The 17635-nt window shown below is 66.3% G+C and carries 16 protein-coding genes; 5 read left to right on the top strand and 11 right to left on the bottom strand.

Features of this window, described 5'->3' with window-relative positions; translation table 11 throughout:
* Window positions 1-23: 23 nt before the first annotated feature.
* The 3 genes from ACSQ8Y_RS20825 to ACSQ8Y_RS20835 all read right to left on the bottom strand — a co-directional run bounded on the left by ACSQ8Y_RS20825 (window position 24) and on the right by ACSQ8Y_RS20835 (window position 4058).
* On the bottom strand, window positions 24-2555 hold the full coding sequence (locus ACSQ8Y_RS20825; RefSeq protein WP_436268335.1) for an MASE4 domain-containing protein: 2532 nt from the start codon (window positions 2553-2555) through the stop codon (window positions 24-26).
* A gap of 193 nt (window positions 2556-2748) precedes the next feature.
* Window positions 2749-3636 (bottom strand): alpha/beta fold hydrolase, encoded by an 888-nt coding sequence (locus tag ACSQ8Y_RS20830; RefSeq protein ID WP_436269877.1) that lies wholly within the window; start codon window positions 3634-3636, stop codon window positions 2749-2751.
* A gap of 104 nt (window positions 3637-3740) precedes the next feature.
* Window positions 3741-4058: a carboxymuconolactone decarboxylase family protein gene (locus ACSQ8Y_RS20835; RefSeq protein ID WP_436268336.1), complete on the bottom strand. Its 318-nt coding sequence runs from the start codon at window positions 4056-4058 to the stop codon at window positions 3741-3743.
* Window positions 4059-4285: 227 nt separating this feature from the next.
* Here ACSQ8Y_RS20835 and ACSQ8Y_RS20840 point away from each other — a divergent pair, with 227 nt between their 5' ends.
* Window positions 4286-4546 carry a type II toxin-antitoxin system CcdA family antitoxin gene (locus tag ACSQ8Y_RS20840; protein WP_436268337.1) on the top strand — a complete coding sequence of 87 codons (261 nt, stop codon included), beginning with the start codon at window positions 4286-4288 and terminating at the stop codon, window positions 4544-4546.
* Window positions 4531-4863, top strand: a complete 333-nt coding sequence (locus ACSQ8Y_RS20845; RefSeq protein ID WP_436268338.1) for a CcdB family protein — start codon at window positions 4531-4533, stop codon at window positions 4861-4863. The genes ACSQ8Y_RS20840 and ACSQ8Y_RS20845 overlap by 16 nt, the downstream gene beginning before the upstream one ends.
* Window positions 4864-4870: 7 nt before the next feature.
* On the opposite strand, the gene ACSQ8Y_RS20850 is transcribed toward ACSQ8Y_RS20845, so the two are convergent.
* A complete protein-coding gene (locus ACSQ8Y_RS20850; protein WP_436268339.1) occupies window positions 4871-5362 on the bottom strand; it encodes a DNA-deoxyinosine glycosylase in 492 nt (163 codons plus the stop codon).
* Between the two features lie 66 nt (window positions 5363-5428).
* Here ACSQ8Y_RS20850 and ACSQ8Y_RS20855 point away from each other — a divergent pair, with 66 nt between their 5' ends.
* Genes ACSQ8Y_RS20855 through ACSQ8Y_RS20865 form a run of 3 tightly spaced genes read left to right on the top strand, consistent with a single transcriptional unit; the run spans window position 5429 to window position 7331 of the window.
* A complete protein-coding gene (locus tag ACSQ8Y_RS20855) occupies window positions 5429-5866 on the top strand; it encodes a DUF962 domain-containing protein (protein WP_436268340.1) in 438 nt (145 codons plus the stop codon).
* A 47-nt stretch (window positions 5867-5913) separates the two neighbouring features.
* Window positions 5914-6846, top strand: a complete 933-nt coding sequence (locus ACSQ8Y_RS20860) for a DMT family transporter (protein WP_436268341.1) — start codon at window positions 5914-5916, stop codon at window positions 6844-6846.
* Entirely contained in the window at window positions 6843-7331 is a 489-nt protein-coding gene (locus tag ACSQ8Y_RS20865; RefSeq protein ID WP_436268342.1) for an N-acetyltransferase family protein, read from the top strand. The genes ACSQ8Y_RS20860 and ACSQ8Y_RS20865 overlap by 4 nt, the downstream gene beginning before the upstream one ends.
* On the opposite strand, the gene ACSQ8Y_RS20870 is transcribed toward ACSQ8Y_RS20865, so the two are convergent.
* From ACSQ8Y_RS20870 to hutH, 7 genes are all read right to left on the bottom strand, one after another.
* Window positions 7321-8943 carry a glycine betaine ABC transporter substrate-binding protein gene (locus ACSQ8Y_RS20870; protein ID WP_436269878.1) on the bottom strand — a complete coding sequence of 541 codons (1623 nt, stop codon included), beginning with the start codon at window positions 8941-8943 and terminating at the stop codon, window positions 7321-7323. The two genes, ACSQ8Y_RS20865 and ACSQ8Y_RS20870, sit on opposite strands and share 11 nt — an antisense overlap.
* Window positions 8944-9058: 115 nt before the next feature.
* Window positions 9059-11764 (bottom strand): zinc-dependent metalloprotease, encoded by a 2706-nt coding sequence (locus ACSQ8Y_RS20875; RefSeq protein ID WP_436268343.1) that lies wholly within the window; start codon window positions 11762-11764, stop codon window positions 9059-9061.
* A gap of 109 nt (window positions 11765-11873) precedes the next feature.
* Window positions 11874-13103, bottom strand: a complete 1230-nt coding sequence (hutI, locus tag ACSQ8Y_RS20880) for an imidazolonepropionase (protein ID WP_436268344.1) — start codon at window positions 13101-13103, stop codon at window positions 11874-11876.
* Window positions 13104-13694 carry a HutD/Ves family protein gene (locus ACSQ8Y_RS20885; protein ID WP_436268345.1) on the bottom strand — a complete coding sequence of 197 codons (591 nt, stop codon included), beginning with the start codon at window positions 13692-13694 and terminating at the stop codon, window positions 13104-13106.
* Window positions 13694-15199, bottom strand: a complete 1506-nt coding sequence (locus tag ACSQ8Y_RS20890) for a formimidoylglutamate deiminase (protein ID WP_436268346.1) — start codon at window positions 15197-15199, stop codon at window positions 13694-13696. Before ACSQ8Y_RS20890 ends, ACSQ8Y_RS20885 begins: the two co-directional genes overlap by 1 nt.
* Window positions 15196-15984, bottom strand: coding sequence for an N-formylglutamate deformylase (hutG, locus tag ACSQ8Y_RS20895; protein ID WP_436268347.1), 789 nt, complete (start codon window positions 15982-15984; stop codon window positions 15196-15198). The genes ACSQ8Y_RS20890 and hutG overlap by 4 nt, the downstream gene beginning before the upstream one ends.
* 20 nt (window positions 15985-16004) lie before the next feature.
* Window positions 16005-17561, bottom strand: coding sequence for a histidine ammonia-lyase (gene hutH / locus ACSQ8Y_RS20900; RefSeq protein ID WP_436268348.1), 1557 nt, complete (start codon window positions 17559-17561; stop codon window positions 16005-16007).
* Window positions 17562-17635 lie beyond the last annotated feature (74 nt).

The raw sequence follows: 17635 nt of genomic DNA on the forward strand, positions 1-17635 counted from the left end.
TATTCGTTGCCTAGCCCGGCAACTCAGCGCTGCTGCAGCGTCTTGTCTTCCGCCGGGTCGAGCGCGCTGCCGAGCGCCTCGAAGAACTCGTCGATATCGATGGGCTTGGTCAGATAGCGGACGAATCCCGCCGCCATGCTCCTGGCGACATCGCGCGACATCGCGTTGGCCGACAGCGCGATCACCGGGATGTGGGCGGTGTCCGGGTCCGCGCGCAGGATGGCCATCGCCTCGTCGCCGCTCATGCCGGGCAGGTTGATGTCCATCAGGATCACGGCAGGCCGGTGCGCACGCGCCATGTCCAGGCCCAGCCTGGCGTCATCGGCGGTCAACAGCCGGAGGTCGGGCCGGAAAGCGATCACTTCCTGGATCAGCGCCTGGTTGGCCGGATTGTCCTCGACGTACAGCAAGGTGCGCACCGGCGCCGCGGCCAGGCCGGCACGGCGCGGCGTTATCGCGCCAGCCATGTCCGGGCTTTCCGCGTGCTGCATCGGCGCGGCCGACTTCAGCTCGACCGTGAACACGCTGCCCACGCCCACCTCGCTGCGCACAGCGATGCTCCCGCCCATCAATTCGACCAGCCGCTTCGTCATCGTCAAGCCGATGCCCGTGCCCTCTTCGCCGCCGCCCTCCTGCCCCAGCCGGTTAAATGGCTGGAACAGCTGCGCCAGCTGGGCGGCATCCAGGCCCTGGCCATCGTCCTGCACGGTGATGCGCACCCGTTCGGCGGAGATGGCGGTGCAAGCGACGCTGACCGCGCCGCCGGGCCGGTTGTATTTGACGGCGTTCGACATCAGGTTCAGCAGCACCTGCTTCAAACGCGTGCGGTCGGCCAGCACGTGCAAGCCGCTGTCGACGGCAAACACCAGGCGTATGCCGCGCTGCTCGGCCATCGGATCCATCATTTCCTGGCACACGCGGACGACTTCGGCGACCCCGACCGGTTCGGGCGAGAGCGCGAGCGTGCCGGACTCGACCTTGGCCAGGTCCAGGATCTCGTTGATCAGCACCAGCAGATGCTTGCCCGCCTTCAGGATATGCGTGGTGAAATGCTTGCGCTTCTCCACCGTCAGCGGCATCGATTCGGACGTGAGCACCTGCGCGAAGCCGAGAATGGCGTTGAGCGGCGTGCGCAGCTCGTGGCTCATATTGGACAGGAAGGCCGACTTCGCCTTGTTCGCATGCTCGGCGTGCGCCCTGGCCTGCCACAGCTCGGCGATGAAGCGCTTGCGCTCGCTGATGTCGCGCAGCACGCCGATGAACAAGCGCTCGCCGTGCACTTCGAAATCGTTGATCGCCAGCTCGAGCGGAACGCGCCGGCCGTCCTTGTGCAGACCCTCGACCTCCGTGCTCGATCCGGCCAGCGCGGCCGTGTCCGTGACCATCTTGTCGCGCAGGAAAAAATGCGCGTCGTACTCCAGCTCCGGTATCAGCATCAGGATTTCCCGGCCGGCCACGTCGGCGGCCGGATAGCCGAGCACCTGCTCCACGGCCGGGTTCGCGCTCCGGATCACGCCGCTGGAATCGATGGTGATGATGCAGTCGACGATGTTCTGCACCACGGCGCGGATTTCCTCGTCCTTGTAGTGCAGCTCGTCGAGCGCCTGGGCGTACTGCGCGGCGCGCTCCTCGTTTTGCGTGTTCAGCCGCTGCAGGTCCCGGGTGCGCAGCAGCGCGTCGTCATGGGCTACCGCCAGCCGCGCGTAGAGCCGGTTGCTTTCCAGCAGCAGCACGATGAGCACATAGCTGGCCGCCAGCAGGCCGAAGATCCTGCCGGCGTAGAAGCCGAGGTCGAAGCGGCCGCCGTTCAGCACCGCCGACAGCGCGATATCGCAGATCCACGCGCTCATGACGACCAGCAGCCAGACATCGAGCGTCGAACGCCTGGTATAGCGCCACAACACGACGATGGCCAGCGCGCTGAACAGCCAGGTGGAGGTCAGGATGGCGCTGCCCGCCGGGGTGTACTTGCCTGCCTTTAAAATCGCTGGCAGCACGTCATGCAAACTGGTGGTCAACACCGAGCAGGCGCAGGCAGCGGCCAGCACCGCCAGCACGCCCGCCGCCACTGCGCGGCCAGGATGCTGTATCAGGCGGGGCTGCGCACCGTCGCGGTGGTTCAACAGCGCATAGGCCATGACAAAAAGCGGAAAGCCCGCGTGCCACAGCACGTACACCCACGCGGTGCTCTGGGAACCCGCCCCCAGCAAGCCGGCGGGCGCGAACAGGCCCGGGAAGGTCAGCGCGTGGGGAATGACGATGACGGCGGCGAACAGGTAGCCGCAGGCCAGCACCAGCAAGGCCCGCGAACGCAGAATGCTGAAATGCCCGAACAGCATGACGGCGGTGATCAGGTCGTTGAGCAGCAGCGCCGACTCGTAGATGGGGATGAAAGCGTTGACCGGGGCCAACTGCACCTTGGCAAACGGGACTACCGCCAGGAATACCACGACCGACGCCAATACGACGGCCAGCGCCAAGCGGCGCGCGTGCGGTTCCACCTGCATCGTGGGCAGCAAGGGCAAGCCCTCCGCCGGCCGCAACTCCGCCATCATTCTCTCCTGAGCATATTTCCAATGGGATAGTGTAGCGCTGCGAAGGCAGCGATGGCAATGAATCATGCTGCAACAGCTCCGCCCGGCGATGACGCCGGTGATCGTGGCGACGACAATCCGTGTTTTTACTTTGGCGGGCAGCTCGGCTAGCCTGTGTGCGGTGCAAACAACGGGGAGGACAGCGCCATGAACGCTAGGGCAGCTTGGCCATGTGCTGCTTCAGCAATGCGGCATACCGTTCCGGCTGTTCCAGGTCGGGGAAGTGCCCACAATCTTCAAAATGAATGATGTCGGCGTGCGGCACGCAATCGAGCAATGACCGGGCATTGGTGGCCAGGTGGGAGCGGTCCAACCCACCCCACACCATCGTGCAGGGCGTGCCCACCACTTCCACCGCCGAGATCGCTTCACGCAGCAGGCCTTGCACCACGCCGGCCAGGCAGAAACAGGCGCCCCTGGCCAGCGCATGGCGGGAACGGTGGAGATAAAAGGTCCGGTCTGTGCCACGCGGCAACGCCATGGCATACCATGCGGTCGCGGCCTTCAGACGAAAGGCCCACGCGGCCAACTGGCCCAATACCGGTATCCTCAGCGGCCAGGGCACCGTGCGCATGGTCCAGGCGTGCATTGCGGACAGGGACGGGGTTTGCACCAGGAACAGGCTCACGACACGGTGCGGTGCGGTCTGGGCCGCGCGCAAGGCGTAGAAGCCGTTGGCGCAGCTGAACGCCAGCGTCGCCCGTTCGATGCCGAGCGCATCGAGGACATCGAACACTGCCCTCGCCCCCTGGTCCAGGGAATGACGATAGGACGGCGATGGCAGCGACATGCCGAAACCCGGCATGTCGAAGCAAACCAGCCGGTAGTCCGCAGCCAGCAGCGCCGACAGGTGCTCATAGTGCTCGATGACGTTGGGGCCGTCCGGCACGACCACCACGCAGGGCATGCCACCGCCCGCATCCAGCACGCGTATCGATCCCGCCGGGCTCTCGACCATCCTCATCGCCGGCGTGCCAGCGACGGCGGCCATCCGGCCCGACGCCGACCAGCGCGTGAGCATACTGTCCAGTAAAGACGCAATCATGTGGGCGAGCCCCGAAGTGGAAGACACGCTACTTTAACAAGCGTGGCGGGAACAGTCGGCCTCTATCGATAAAATGGCGTTGTCCGGGCTGGCGAAGCCGGTCAGGCAGGCGCGAGCGACGCCGCGTCAAACAGCCGCAGTGCGAGCAGGCCGTGGCCGACAGCCGCCCCGGCGCGCAGGGCGGAAGCGATGAACACCGCCTCCGCGATTTCCTCCCGCGTGGCGCCCGCCTTGACCGCGTTGACGGCGTGCGCATCGATGCAATACGAACACTGCGTGGTGAGGGCGACCGCGACCGAGATCAGCTCGCGGTATTTTTCGGGGATGGCTCCGTCGGCGCGCTCGGCTGCGGCTTTCAAGCCGAGAAAGGCTTTCGCTTCGATAGGCGCGAGGCGGACGAGTTCTTTCGCAAGGGACAAATCTTCTGGGCGCTGGTATCCGGACATGGTGTGCTCTCACAGGTTGGTTGGGGGATCTTGCAGAGACAAGAGGGCCCAAGCCGGCAAATGGATTCGCTCCGCTGAAAATATTGTCGGTCACACCCCGAGTCAGCCCATCGAGCGACGCCAACTGGATGCCCCTCCCCCTGCGTCACACGTATAATGCACATCACTTACCCACATCATCAATGCGCATTGGAGTAGACATGAAGCCTGCACGCCTTACTTCGGATACAGCAAAAATGCCGCCCAAGAAGGCCACCAACATCAGTCTGGCCATGGATGTTTACCTTGACGCAAAAACCCTCGGCATCAATATCTCGCAAGTCTGCGAGCAACGATTGCGTGAAGAGATACAGGCGCGCAAGGAACAGCAATGGAATCAACAGCATGCCGATTTCATTGCTGCCTACAACACCCAAGTGGAAGCGGAAGGCGTGGCACTGCAAGAATGGCGCGCGTTCTGATGGGGCGCTTCGATATCTACAGCAATCCCGGTAAAAACAAGGAAAGCATTCCTTATCTGGTTGATGTGCAAAGCAATGTGATCAGCGGCTTAGCGACCAGAATTGTGATCCCGCTACGCAACTTGGCCAGGTTTTCATCGCTGGCGCCGCCCAGCGATTTGTTCCCTATTATCGAAGTCGATAACGTAGCGCATTTTCTGGATACCCCGCAAATGGGCGCCATCCCGTCAAGTGTACTTAAAATCAAAGCGGGTTCGGCCCTGGCACATCAGTTTGACATCCAGACGGCGCTGGACCGGGTATTCGGCGCTTATTGACGGCCAGTCACAGGGCCAGCAGCCTGCGCCAACCAGCGAGTTTCTCATCAAATGACATCGCGGCATGCGCAGGCGACGTCGATGGCAGCACCACGGCGCGATAGCCTTCCGCCACAAACTGCGGCGCGAATTTTCCTGACGTCTGGCCGTTGAAGCCGACCGTTTCCAGCAGCGGGCACAGTTCGCGCAGGCGGGCAAAATCGTTGGCCGCGGGTTTGCGAATGGCGGAGTCGAGGCTCCCTTCGCGCTCGCATGCACCCAGCACATCCCAAAGGCCAAAGCCGTGCGCTAGCAAGCGCGGCAGGCGTTCAGCATACGGCAGCATGGCCAGATCCTCGCCTGTCAGCGCCGACAGGATCGGCCACAGCGCATTGCGCGGATGGGCGTAGTACTGCTGCGCGGCCAGCGAGGCGGCGCCGGGGAAGCTGCCCAGTATCAAAACGCGGGTGCGGACGTCAATGACGGGGGCCAGGCCGGTCAGGGGTGGGGTCGGTGGCATACCGCTATTTTAACGGACGGTTCAGTGTAGAATCTGCCGACAACAACAGTGCTGGAGATCCTGAGCATGAGTGAACCGCGTCCTATCGATGTCCTGCTGGCCAAGTATAGCGAAAGCCATCTGAACCACACCAACGAGATCATCCATTTCGTCTGCGTGCCTGTCATCGTGTTTTCCCTGCTGGGCCTGATCTGGTGCATCCATCCACTGGTGGCGCTGGGCGTGACGCTGCTGTCGCTGGCCTACTACGTGCAACTGTCCATCCCCTTCGCGGCCGGCATGCTGCTCATGTCGCTGGCGATGCTGGGCATCCTGTCGGTGCTGCCGCCGCCGGCCGTGCTGCCGCTGTCGATCGCCATCTTCGTGCTGGCCTGGATCGGCCAGTTCATCGGCCACAAGATCGAGGGCAAAAAACCGTCCTTCTTCGACGACCTGCGCTTTTTGCTGATCGGCCCGCTGTTCGTGCTGAGCTTCCTGTACCGCAAGCTGAAGCTGGCATACTGAAAGATAGCTTCCAAGCAAGCTGAAGGGAAAATCCTTATACTGGCCGAATGTCCTCACCTATCCTCTTCGCCATCGCCTGCCTGATCTGGGGTTCCACCTTCTGGGCGATCACCTTGCAACTGGGCGACATCGCCCCCGCCGTCTCCATCGTCTACCGCTTCGGCCTGGCCTCGGCCACGCTGTTCACCTGGTGCTTGCTGCGCGGCGACCGCCTGCTCCTGCCGTGGAAAGCGCAGCGCTGGGTGATGCTGCAGGGCGTGGCCACCTTCGCCATCAGCTACGTCTGCACCTACACGTCGGAGCAGTACCTGGTGTCCGCGCTGGTGGCCGTGCTGTTCGTGCTAATGGTGTTCTGGACCCCGGTCTGCAACCGCTTCATGTTCGGCACGCCGCTGACCTCGCGCATGTGGAGCGCGGCCGCCGTCTCGATCTGCGGCGTCGTTCTGCTGTTCTATGAGGCGATCCACGCCGCCTGGACAGACATCGTCTCCGGCGGCAGCGGCCATTTCCTGCTCGGCCTCGGACTGGCGCTGTTCGCCACGCTGGCCAGCACCATCGGCAACGTGGTGGTGGTCAAAGTGCGCCAGGAGTCGTCCAATGTGCTGCTGACGATGGCCTGGGCCATGTTCTGGGGCGCCGTGGCGGTGGCTAGCTGGGCGCTGCTCAACGGCCAGGAATTCCGCCTGCCGTCGGGCGGGCGCTACTGGGCCGGGCTGCTCTACCTGTCGCTGTTCGGCTCCGTGATCGCCTTCGCCGCCTACTTCACGCTGATCCACCGCATCGGTTCGCAGAAGGCCGTCTACATTGTCGTGGTGACGCCGGTGATCTCGGTGCTGCTTTCGATCCAGCTGGAGCATTACCGGCCCGGGGCCATGGAGTGGCTCGGCATGGTATTGTGCCTGTCCAGCGTGGCCTGGGCGCTGAAGACGCCCTCCTCCGCCAACACCACCACCTTAGAAAGCAATTTAGAAGCGTCATGAATTCAAACAGCCTGTCCATCCGCCCCGCCCTGCCTGAAGACGTCAACGCCATCTTCGGCATGATATTCGAACTGGCGGTGTTTGAAAAACTGGAACACATGGTGGTGGCCGACGAGCGCAAGCTGCACGACAGCCTGTTCGGCGACCATCCTGCCGCCGAAGCGATCGTCGGCGTGGAGGATGGCGAAGTGGTGACCTTCGCGCTGTTCTTCCATAACTTCTCCACCTTCCTGTGCCAGAAGGGCTTGTACCTGGAAGACCTGTACGTGAAGCAGAACTGCCGCGGCAAGGGCTACGGCAAACAGATGCTGGTGGCGCTGGCGCAGCTGGCGGTGGAGCGCAACTGCGGCCGTTTCGAGTGGTCGGTGCTGGACTGGAACGAGAACGCCATCAAGTTCTACCAGGGCATGGGCGCGACCGTGATGCCGGACTGGCGCATCTGCCGCGTGACCGGCGACGCCCTGTCCCAGCTGGCTACCGACTAAGCCCGGCATTGGGCGCCGCCAGGCGCTCCAGCCATTCAAACAGGCCTTGCGTCAGCAGGGCCAGGACGGCCGCGGGCAGCGCGCCCGCCAGCAGCATGTCGTTGTCGTTCAGCGCCAGGCCGATGGTGATGCGCTCGCCGTAGCCGCCCGCGCCGATGAAGGCCGCTATCGTGGCCGTGCCCACGCTCATCACCGCCGCCGTCTTCACGCCGGCAAGGATCACCGGCATCGCCAGCGGCAATTCAACGTAGGCCAGCTTGTGCCATCTCCCCAGCCCCAATGCCTGCGCGGCCAACTTCAGTCCCTGCGGCACTTCGCCCAGGCCGGTGCAGGTATTGCGCACGATGGGCAGCAGCGCGTACACGAACAGCGCCACCAGCGCGGGCGCCGTGCCTATGGTGCCCAGCAGCGGGATCATGATAGCCAGCAGCGCGAGCGACGGGATGGTCTGCAGCACACCGGTCAGCGCCAGCACGGTTTGCCGCAGGCGCGGCGCGTGCGCGGCCAGCACGCCAAGCGGGACGCCCACCGCGCAAGCCAAAGCCACCGCCAGCAACACCAGCACGATGTGCTGGCGCGTGAGCTGCCACAGGTTTCCATCGAAAATTTTGGACATCAGGCCGGGACGCGCTGCGGCCGCCACAGCCGCTGCCGCCGGCGCGGCCGAGGGGGCTGCTGCGCTGTTCGCCGCCGCGCCCGGCGCCGTGCCGGGCACGAGACCGGCCGGCCCACCATCAGCGGCGTGCACCGGCGGCGCAGACGCGGGCGTCGCAGCGGCCGGCGTGGCCGCTGCGGCCATGCCGCCGGCGTGCGCAGCCAGCCAGGCTTGGGCGACGGCGGAAAAAGGCCGGCCTTCGATTTCGGCGGCGGCGTTCATGGCGATCATGTCGGCGGCGGAAATGCGGCCTTCGAGCCGCGTCAAGGCGCGCCAGGCGGCGGGAAAACGCTGCGCGGCGTCCAGCCGGTACAGCAGCACTGCGTCGTAGCGCGGGAAGTAGGCTTTGTCGTCGTCCAGCACGCGCAAGCCATACTGGCTGATCTTGGCGTCGGTGGAATAGATGTCGATCACGTCGACCTGCTTTTGCGCCAGCGCCTCGTAGGCGATGCCGTGGTCCAGGCCCACGGGCTTCTGCGGCAGGCCGTAGCGCCGCGCCAGCCCCGGCCAGCCGTCGGCGCGGCCGATGAATTCGTGCGACAGGCCGAATTTGTAGCCGCCCTGCTTCGCCAGTTCGCTCAGCGTGCGCGCGCCGCCTTGGCCGCCGCGCATGGCCAGCGCGTAAGTGTTGTTGAAGCCGAGCGGCACCGCCACGCCAAGTCCCAACGGCGCCAGCTCGCGCCGGATCTGCTCCAGCGGCGCCGGCGACGTGTGTTTGAGGATTTCAAGGCCGATGGTACCCATGTATTCCGGGTAGACATCGATGTTCCCGGCACGCAGCGCCGCCAGCACGATGGCGGTGTTGCCCAAGCCTTGCTTGTGTTCGGACTTGACATGCGGCGCGGCGGTTTGCGCCAGCACTTCGCCCAGGATGTAGGATTCCGTGAAACGCTTGGAGCCGACACGCAGCACGCCGCCATCATGCGTGCCGTCCAACCCGGCGCGAACCCCGGGCACCGTCCCGGCAGGACCGGCCCCGGCCTTCGCCGCCGGTTCTTGCGCGGATGCCAGGACGCTGGCGGCGAACGCCAGCGCGCAGAAGGCAATGCGCGGCGCGCCCCGGCGCCGCAAATCAGGCGCCCGTGCGCAGCATCGGCGCTTTCAGGGCCTGGCTCAGCGTCTCGTAGCTTTCGGCCAGGTGCGCCCTGGCCTCGTTGCTGATGGACCCCGACATGGCGCCACGGATGTCGCGCTGCAGGGCCAGCGCCTGCTGGCGTTGCAGGCTGCGCGAATCGGCACGCGTGCCCGGCGAGGCGCGCAGCAGCGACGTCGCCACCCGCTTCAGATGCTCGCGCTGCAGGTTGCGCCGCATGCTGTTGATGTCCTTGCCGGTCTTCAGCTCGCTCCACACGGCCGACTGCACCGTGGTGTACAGCTCGTCGAGCGCCAGTGCTTTCTTCGGATTGTCCACCTTCTCCTGCGAGTCGAGCAGGCGGCCGGCCACCGGGTCGGACATCAGCTGGTCCAGCGCGGCCGCCTGCAGCGACAGCACATAGGAGCCGATCGAGATGTCGGGACGGTAACGCGACACCAGCTGGTCGCCGCCCAGGCGGCTCACCATGTCGGGCGTGAACTTGAAGCTGTCCGCCTTGAACAGGTTATTGGTCAGCAGCTTGAGCGCGGCACGCTGGCGCTCCACCGGCACCGGCGTGAAGGTGGCGCGGCCGGTGCCCGCGTGGTCGCGCAAGTGCGTCACCCCGCCGACGTATTTCACCACCACCGGCATCACGCGCGCGAACTGGGAGAAACCGTATTCGAAGCTGCGGCGCAGTGATTCATAGCTCTCGCCCGGCTTCAGGCGGCGCGTCTGGACGCGGTCCCACAGCTCGCGCGAAATGGCCAGGCGCTTCTGGAAATAGGCCAGCGGATCGTCGCCCAGGTCGAAAATGTTCACGTCCGGATCGGACACGCCCCCGTAGGCTTCCTGGTCGGTGCCGAAAGCCAGTTGCGGCTCGTTGGAACGGTCGGCGATGCGCGCCAGCTCCTCCTTCTCGCGCTCCGGCGCGATCGGCTTGTAGGCGTATTCAATGGCCCAGTAATCGTACGGCCCCAGCGTGGACATGACGTACTCGCCCTGCTTCTCGCCCTTCACCGCGAGGTTGAACGGCGCATAATCCATGATGGAACCGGTCATGCCGTTCTTGCCGGTGAAAGCGCTGTCCTGCAACTGTTTCAGATTGTAGATCGTGGACGAGCGGAAGTTGTGGCGCAGGCCCAGCGTGTGCCCCACCTCGTGCATGATGACCGAGCGCACATAGGCTTGCGCCACTTCCTCGGCCTGCGGGCTGTCCATCCCGAAGTCGCCGCGCGCTTCCAGCAGCTCCATGGCGAAGCCCATCTCCTGCGCCGATTCCATGCCATAGTCGCAGCGCGTTTCATCATGGCCGTGCATGCCGAACGCCGCCGGCGCGGCCGGCATGCCAGGCGCCGAGAAGTCGAAGCGTTTGTCCTCGCTGGCCATGCGGCGCGCGCCGCGCGCGAACACGTCGGACATGCCGATGTCGGCATCGAGGATCTCGCCGCTGCGCGGATCGACCTGGCTCGGCCCGATGGCGAAACCGGCGTCCACGCCCACATACCAGCGCACCGACGCATGGCGCGCGTCCATGGTGTCGAATTTATCCTTCTCTTCCTGCTGCTTGACGACGATGGCGTCCTTGAAGCCGATGCGCTCGAACGCGGCGTTCCACGCCAGTACGCCCTGCTTTACCGACTCGCGGTACTTCTCGGGGATGTTCTTGTCCAGCCAATAGACGATGGGCTGCTTGGGCTCGGACAGCGCCAGCTCCGTATCCTTCTTCTCCAGGCGCCAGCGGTTCACCGCGTGGTTGGCCTGGGTCGGCTTGATGTCGTCGGTGAAGTCGAGGCTGGTGGTGACGAAGTGGCCGATGCGGTCGTCCGCCGCGCGCGCCGGCATGGGCTGCTCGGGCAGCGGCATGAAGCTGTAGTAAAAGCCCAGGAACATGCTGCGCGGGTCCGGCAGCGTGAGCGGCGGCGGCATGTAGGGAATCGGCGTGGCGACCATTGGCGCGGCGGCGACGCGCGGCACGAAATAGTGGGCGTTGACGTGGAAGCCCGTCATGCCCTCGTCGCTGCGCACGTTGCTGAAGCTGCTGTTGCGCGGATCCAGGTTGTACTGCATGCGGAAGGCGTAGTCGAGCCGCGTGGCGTAGCCCGGTATGTCGGCGAACAGCAGCGCGTTCGCTTCCACCAGCACGCCCTTGCCCTTGGGGTTGGGCGCGCTGACGACAGCCGCAGCGCTCAGCAGGCTGTCCGAAAAACCTTGCGCCACGCTCAGCGCCTGCGGCGTGCCGGCCTTGGCGCGGAAGTCGGTGTTCAGGGCGATGAGCTGCACCAGGCTGCCGATCTTGCGGAACACGACCACTTCGCTGCGCGTCATCTGGCCGCCGTACACGCCGCGCTCGCCGATCCCGTTGGGCGTGTTCACGGACATGAAGAAAGGCTTGTCGAACTGTTCAGGGCGCAGCTCCAGCCACACCTTTTCGTCCTTCTGGTACAGCGACAGGAAGCCGGGCAGATGGTTGGCGCCCTTGATCACCTCCGCGAACGGCTTGGGCGCGGCGGCGTCCGGCTTGGCGGCGGCGGGCGGCGTGGCGGCGGCGCCCGGCTGGGCAGGCGTGGTGGCGACCAGCGGCACGTCCGGCGTGGGCGGCACAGGCGCCGGCGGGGTAGGCGTGGGGGGCACTTGCGCCAGGGCCTGGGCGCTCAGGGCCAGCAATACGGAAAGGCTGATGGACTTCAGGACGAACTGACGCATGATGGGTTTCAAGAGGCGCTGATGATCGTAATAATGTACACGATCGCCAGCGACTCGTGGCGGGAATTGGGCCGCGTGGACGCTGTTGGCGGGCTACGTCGCTTCGCTCCTAAGCCGCCACGCGCGGCTGGCGCAGCACGCCGGCATTGACCACGCCCCGGCAAGGGTTGTAGCCGAAGGAATAAGACAGGTCGGCGGGACGGGCGATATCCCACAGCGCGAAGTCGGCCCGCTTGCCCACTTCCAGCGTGCCGATGTCGTCCTGGCGGCCCAGCGCGCGCGCGGCGTGCACGGTGCAGCCGGCCAGCGCTTCAAGCGGGGTCAGCCGCCAAAGCGTGCACGCCATATTCATGGCTAGCAAAATGGAAGTCATCGGCGAGGTGCCGGGGTTGTTGTCGGTCGCGACCGCCATCGGCACGCCGGCGGCGCGCAGCGCGGCCACCGGCGGCGGCGTGGTGTCGCGCAGGAAGTAGTAGGCGCCGGGCAGCAGCACCGCCACCGTGCCGCCGGCCTGCATGGCGGCGATGCCGTCCGCGCCCAGGTGCTCCAGGTGGTCGGCCGACAGGCCCCGGTAGCGCGCCACCAGCCCGGCGCCATGCTGGTCCGACAATTGTTCCGCGTGCAGTTTCACCGGCAGGCCCAGCGCGGCAGCCGCCTGGAACACGCGCTCGGTCTGCGCATGGCTGAAGCCGATGCGCTCGCAAAAGGCGTCCACCGCGTCCACCAGGCCCTGCGCGGCCAGCGCGGGCAGCATGGCGCAGACTTCGGCCACGTAGTCGTCCGCGCGGCCCGCGAATTCCGGCGGCAGCGCGTGCGCGCCGAGGAAGGTGGCGGCCACGCTCACCGGCATCACCTCGCCCACGCGGCGCGCCACGCGCAGCATCTTGGCCTCGGCCTCCAGCGACAGGCCGTAGCCGGACTTGATCTCCAGCGTGGTGACGCCTTCGGCCAGCAGGCTGGCGATGCGCGGCAGGCTTTGCTTCAGGAGTTCCTCGTCCGTGGCGGCGCGGGTGGCGCGCACGGTGGACATGATGCCGCCGCCGGCCTTCGCGATATCCTCGTAGGTGGTGCCGTTCAGGCGCGCCTCGAATTCGTCGCTGCGGTTGCCGGCGTGGACGATGTGGGTGTGGCAGTCGATCAGGCCGGGCGTAAGCCAGCTGCCGCCGCAGTCGTGCACCGCCGCCGCGTCCGCGCCCGCCGCCGTGGCGTCGCCGGCTTTGCCCAGCCAGGCGATGCGGCCGTCCTTGACGGCGACGGCGCCGTCGCGCAATTCGCCGTAGTTTCCAACCATGGTGGCCAAATGCACATTGGTGTACAACACGTCCCAGGCAGCGCTCATTTACTCTTCTTCGTCGTTGGGGATGATATCGACAATGAACACCGTGGCGCTTGCCGCCTCCAGCGTCCACACGTCCTCGGTGTTCAGCACCACCGCGTCGTAGCGCACCATGGCCACGCGCTCGTTGGCGCTGATGATGGTCAGGCTTTCACCCTCGGCCAGGAACACGATGGTGGTCGGGCTGCGCCGCTCCAGCGTCGAGAAGTCGCGCACCACGCGCCGCTCCAGCTGGTGGGTGCAGCGCGCGCGCCGCGTCATGACGTTGAAATCGGTGGTGGGCGCATCGCCCACGGTGGCCGATACGGCGAGCTCGCCCGGGAAGGCCACCACCGGCTCGCGTTCGCTGAGCGCTACCTGGCGCTCGTTGCCCACGTCCAGCACCACGCAGGGCCCGCTCACCAGCGTCAGCGTGCGGTCTATGCCCGGGAAGGCCGAGAACGGCCCGCTCTGCGCTATCGTGGCCAGGCTGATGCGCCAGTCGAAGTTGTCGAAGGTGGCGCCGCTGGGTGCGATGGCGATCTCGGTGGTGCTGCCGCCGCCGTTCTTCCATGGCGTGGCGTGCAGGCTTGCGTACTGTATCAGCTTGCTCATTACCGGAACTCCCGCAGTTCGGCCAGCGTCTGTTTGAAGCGCGCGGCGATGGCCTGTTGCGCCGCGTGCTTCTGCTCGCGCACCACCCACTGGCCGCCAGCCAATACATGCTTCACCAGATTGTCGTTACCGCTGAACACCAGGGTGCCGAGGACTTCGTCCGCCGCCAGCCCGTACAGATTCGGATGGCCGTCGTCGAGCACGGCCAGGTCCGCCCGCTTGCCCGCTTCCAGGGCGCCCACCGCGCGCCCCGCCGCCTGCGCCCCGCCCTGCAAGGCGGCTTGCCACAGAAAGTCGCCCACGTTGCGCTGCGTTGCCGACACCGCGATATTGCGGCGCTGCTGCAGCAGCCGCTGGCCGTACTCCAGCCAGCGCAGTTCCTCCACGGCGCTTTGCGAAATGTGGCTGTCGCTGCCGATGCCGAAACGCCCGCCCTGCGCCAGGAAGGGCTCCAGCGGAAACAGGCCGTCGCCCAGGTTGGCCTCCGTGGTCGGGCACAGCCCCGCCACGGCGCCGCTTTGCGCGATGGCGCGCACTTCCTCGTCCACCAGGTGCGTCGCATGCACCAGGCACCAGCGGCCGTCCACTTCCAGCTCATCATACAGGTATTGCACCGGACGCCTGCCGCTATGGTCCAGCGACTGCCGCACTTCGCCCTGCTGCTCGGCGATATGGATGTGCACCGGCCGATTGTGCGGCAAGCTGGCCAGCACTTCCTTGATCTGCGGCACGGAAGCGGCGCGCAGCGAATGCGGCGCAACGCCCACTTCGGTTTGCGCATCGCGCAGCGCTTCCAGTTCGCCGATAATTTTCAGCACATCCTGCGCGTCGGTCTTGAAGCGCTGCTGCTCGGGCTTGAGCGGCGCCTCGCCGAAGCCGGCGTAGCGGTACAGCACCGGGAGCATGGTAACGCCTATCCCGGCCAGCCTGGCGCCCGCCACCACGCGCTCCGCCGTTTCGGCCGCGCGCGGGTACATGGCGCCGTCCGGCGCCCGGTGCACATAGTGGAATTCGCACACAGAGGTGTAGCCGTGGCGCAGGCATTCGCTGAACAGCTGGGCGGCGATGGCCTCCATCTGCTCCGGCTTGACGTTGCGGGCGAAGCGGTACATCAGGTCGCGCCAGGTCCAGAAACTGTCCTCGCCCGCGCCGGCCTTTTCGGTCAGCCCGCCCAGCGCGCGCTGGAAGCTGTGCGAGTGCAGGTTGATCATGCCGGGCACGACATATTCGGCCAGTTCGACGCCTGCCGGATGCAGCGCGTGCGCCTTGACGTCGGTCAAGTCGCCATTGGCGTCCCATTGCAGCAGCACGTCCCGCGCCCAGCCGGATGGCAGCAGCGCATTTTTGGCGTACAGTGCGCGGGCCGCGGCGAAGAAGGATGGCGCGGGCGGGACGCCAGCCTGCGGGACTGCCCCTGCAGCGGCCGAAGCCGGCGCCGAAGCCGCAGCGGAAGCGGCATCGGCATCGGCGATGGCGGCGGCAGTGGCCTTGGAAATGTCGCTCATGCGCGCGCCCACCCGGCGGCGGCCTGGGTCATCTGGCGCAGCAGCGGCTGCACGGCGCCGGCGAGGTCCGGACGGTAGCCGTACGGCGCCGTCTCGTCCATATAAGTGGACTGGCACATTTCCAGCTGGATCGCATGGACGTTGCCGGCCGGCTTGCCGTAGTGGCGCGTAATGTGGCCGCCCTTGAAGCGGCCGTTCACCGCCACCGTGTAGCCGCCGTGCGCACGCGCCAGCGAGGCGATGGCCTCGCTCAGGTCCGGCGCGCAGGAGGCGCCGTCGGCGGTGCCGAAATTCAAGTCCGGCAGTTTTCCCTCGAAGAAACGCGGCACCACGGACGCGATGGAATGCGCGTCCCACAGCACCACGCGGCCATGGATGGCCAGCAGGCGGTCCAGCTCCGCGCGCAGCTGGCCATGGTAGGGTTTCCAGTATTGCTCCAGGCGGCGCCGCACTTCGGCCTCGTCCGGCGCGCAGCCTTCAAGGTACAAGGGCTCGCGGCCGAAGGTGTCGACCGGGCACAGGCCGGTGGTGTCCTGCCCCGGGTAGAGATTGGTGTTCTCGGGCGGACGGTTCAAATCGATCACGTAGCGCGACCAGCGCGCCGACAGCACCGACGCGCCCATCTCCCGCAGGAAACCGTACAGCTGCACCAGGTGCCAGTCGGTGTCGGTCTTGACCGACGCGGCCGGCGCGAAGCTGGCGGCGATGTCGTCCGGAATGTCGGTGCCCACGTGGGGCATCGACACCAGCAAAGGCAGCGTGCCTGCTGTGAATTGAAAGTCCATCTATCGTCCCCCGAAACGTCTTACGGATGCAGCGGCGTGAACAAATTCTTGCAGGTCGCGCTCAGCTCGCCCCTCATCACCATCTGCTTGGCCGCCTCGATGTCCGGCGCGAAGAAGCGGTCCGCGTCGAAGAAAGGCACTTGCGCGCGCAACTGGGCGTGCACGTGCTCCAGCTGCGGCGAGGTTTTCAGCGGCCGGTGGAAGTCGATGCCCTGCGCCGCCGCCAGCAGCTCGATGCCGAGGATGACAGCCGTATTCTGCGCCATGTCGTCCAGGCGGCGCGCCGCGTAGGTCGCCATGCTGACGTGGTCTTCCTGGTTGGCCGAGGTCGGGATGGTGTCTACGCTGCCGGGATGGGCCAGCGACTTGTTTTCGGACGCCAGCGCGGCGGCCGTCACGTGGGCGATCATGAAGCCGGAATTGACGCCCGGATCGCGCACCAGGAAAGGCGGCAGGCCGGACAGGGTGGCGTCGATCAGCAGCGCGATGCGGCGCTCGGCGATGCTGCCGATTTCGGCGATGGCCAGCGCCAGCGTGTCGGCCGCGAAGGCCACCGGCTCGGCGTGGAAATTGCCGCCCGATACCACCACCGCGCTGTCGCCGTCCCGGAACAGCAGCGGGTTGTCGGTGACGGCGTTCGCTTCGATCAGCAAGGTGCGGCTGGCGTTGGCGATGATGTCCATGCAGGCCCCCATCACCTGCGGCTGGCAGCGCAGGCAGTACGGGTCCTGCACGCGCTCGTCGCCCACCAGGTGCGAGGCGCGGATGGCGCTGTTCGATACCAGCTGGCGGTAGATGCCGGCGGCGGCGATCTGGCCCGGCTGGCCGCGCACTTCGTGCACGCGCGCATCGAACGGCGCGTCGCTGCCCTTGGCGGCGTCCAGCGACAGCGAACCGGTGACCATGCCCGCTTCCAGCAGGCGTTCGGCCATGAACAGGCCGTGCAGCGCCAGCGCGTTCGACACCTGGGTGCCGTTGATCAGCGCCAGGCCCTCCTTCGCGGCCAGCACCACGGGGACGATGTCGGCGGCCTTGAGGGCGTCCAGGGCGGGCATCAGCTCGCCGTTGTAGCGCACGTCGCCCACGCCCAGCATGGCCAGCGTCATATGCGACAGCGGGGCCAGGTCGCCGGAGGCGCCGACCGAGCCCTTGGCCGGGATGGCGGGCGAAATGCCGGCGTTGTACAGCGCCAGCAGCGTGTCCACGATCAGCGGGCGCACGCCGGAATAACCACGCGCCAGGCTGCCGATTTTCATCAGCAGGATCAGGCGGACCACGGCGTCCGGCAGCAGTTCGCCGGTGCCCACCGAGTGCGACAGGATCAGGTTGCGCTGCAGCTGCTCCAGCTTCTCGTCGGGGATGCGGGTCTTGGCCAGCAAGCCGAAACCGGTGTTGATGCCGTAGGCGGCGTCGCCCTTGGCGACGATGGCGCGCACGGCGGCGGCCGACGCTTCGATGACGGGATAGGCTTCGGCGGCCAGCGCCACGGGCGCGTGGGCGGTCCACACGGCGCGCAGTTCGGCCAGGGTCATTTTGCCGGGGTTCAGGGTCCAGGCGGTAGTTTGATTAGTAGTCATATATTCTCGATAGATTCTGTCATTCCCGCGCACGGCTCGGCGCCCCCGCGAGGAATTCATGCTGAGCCAAGCCA

The organism is Pseudoduganella sp. LjRoot289 (genome assembly GCF_964252925.1).
GTDB lineage: Bacteria > Pseudomonadota > Gammaproteobacteria > Burkholderiales > Burkholderiaceae_D > Rugamonas.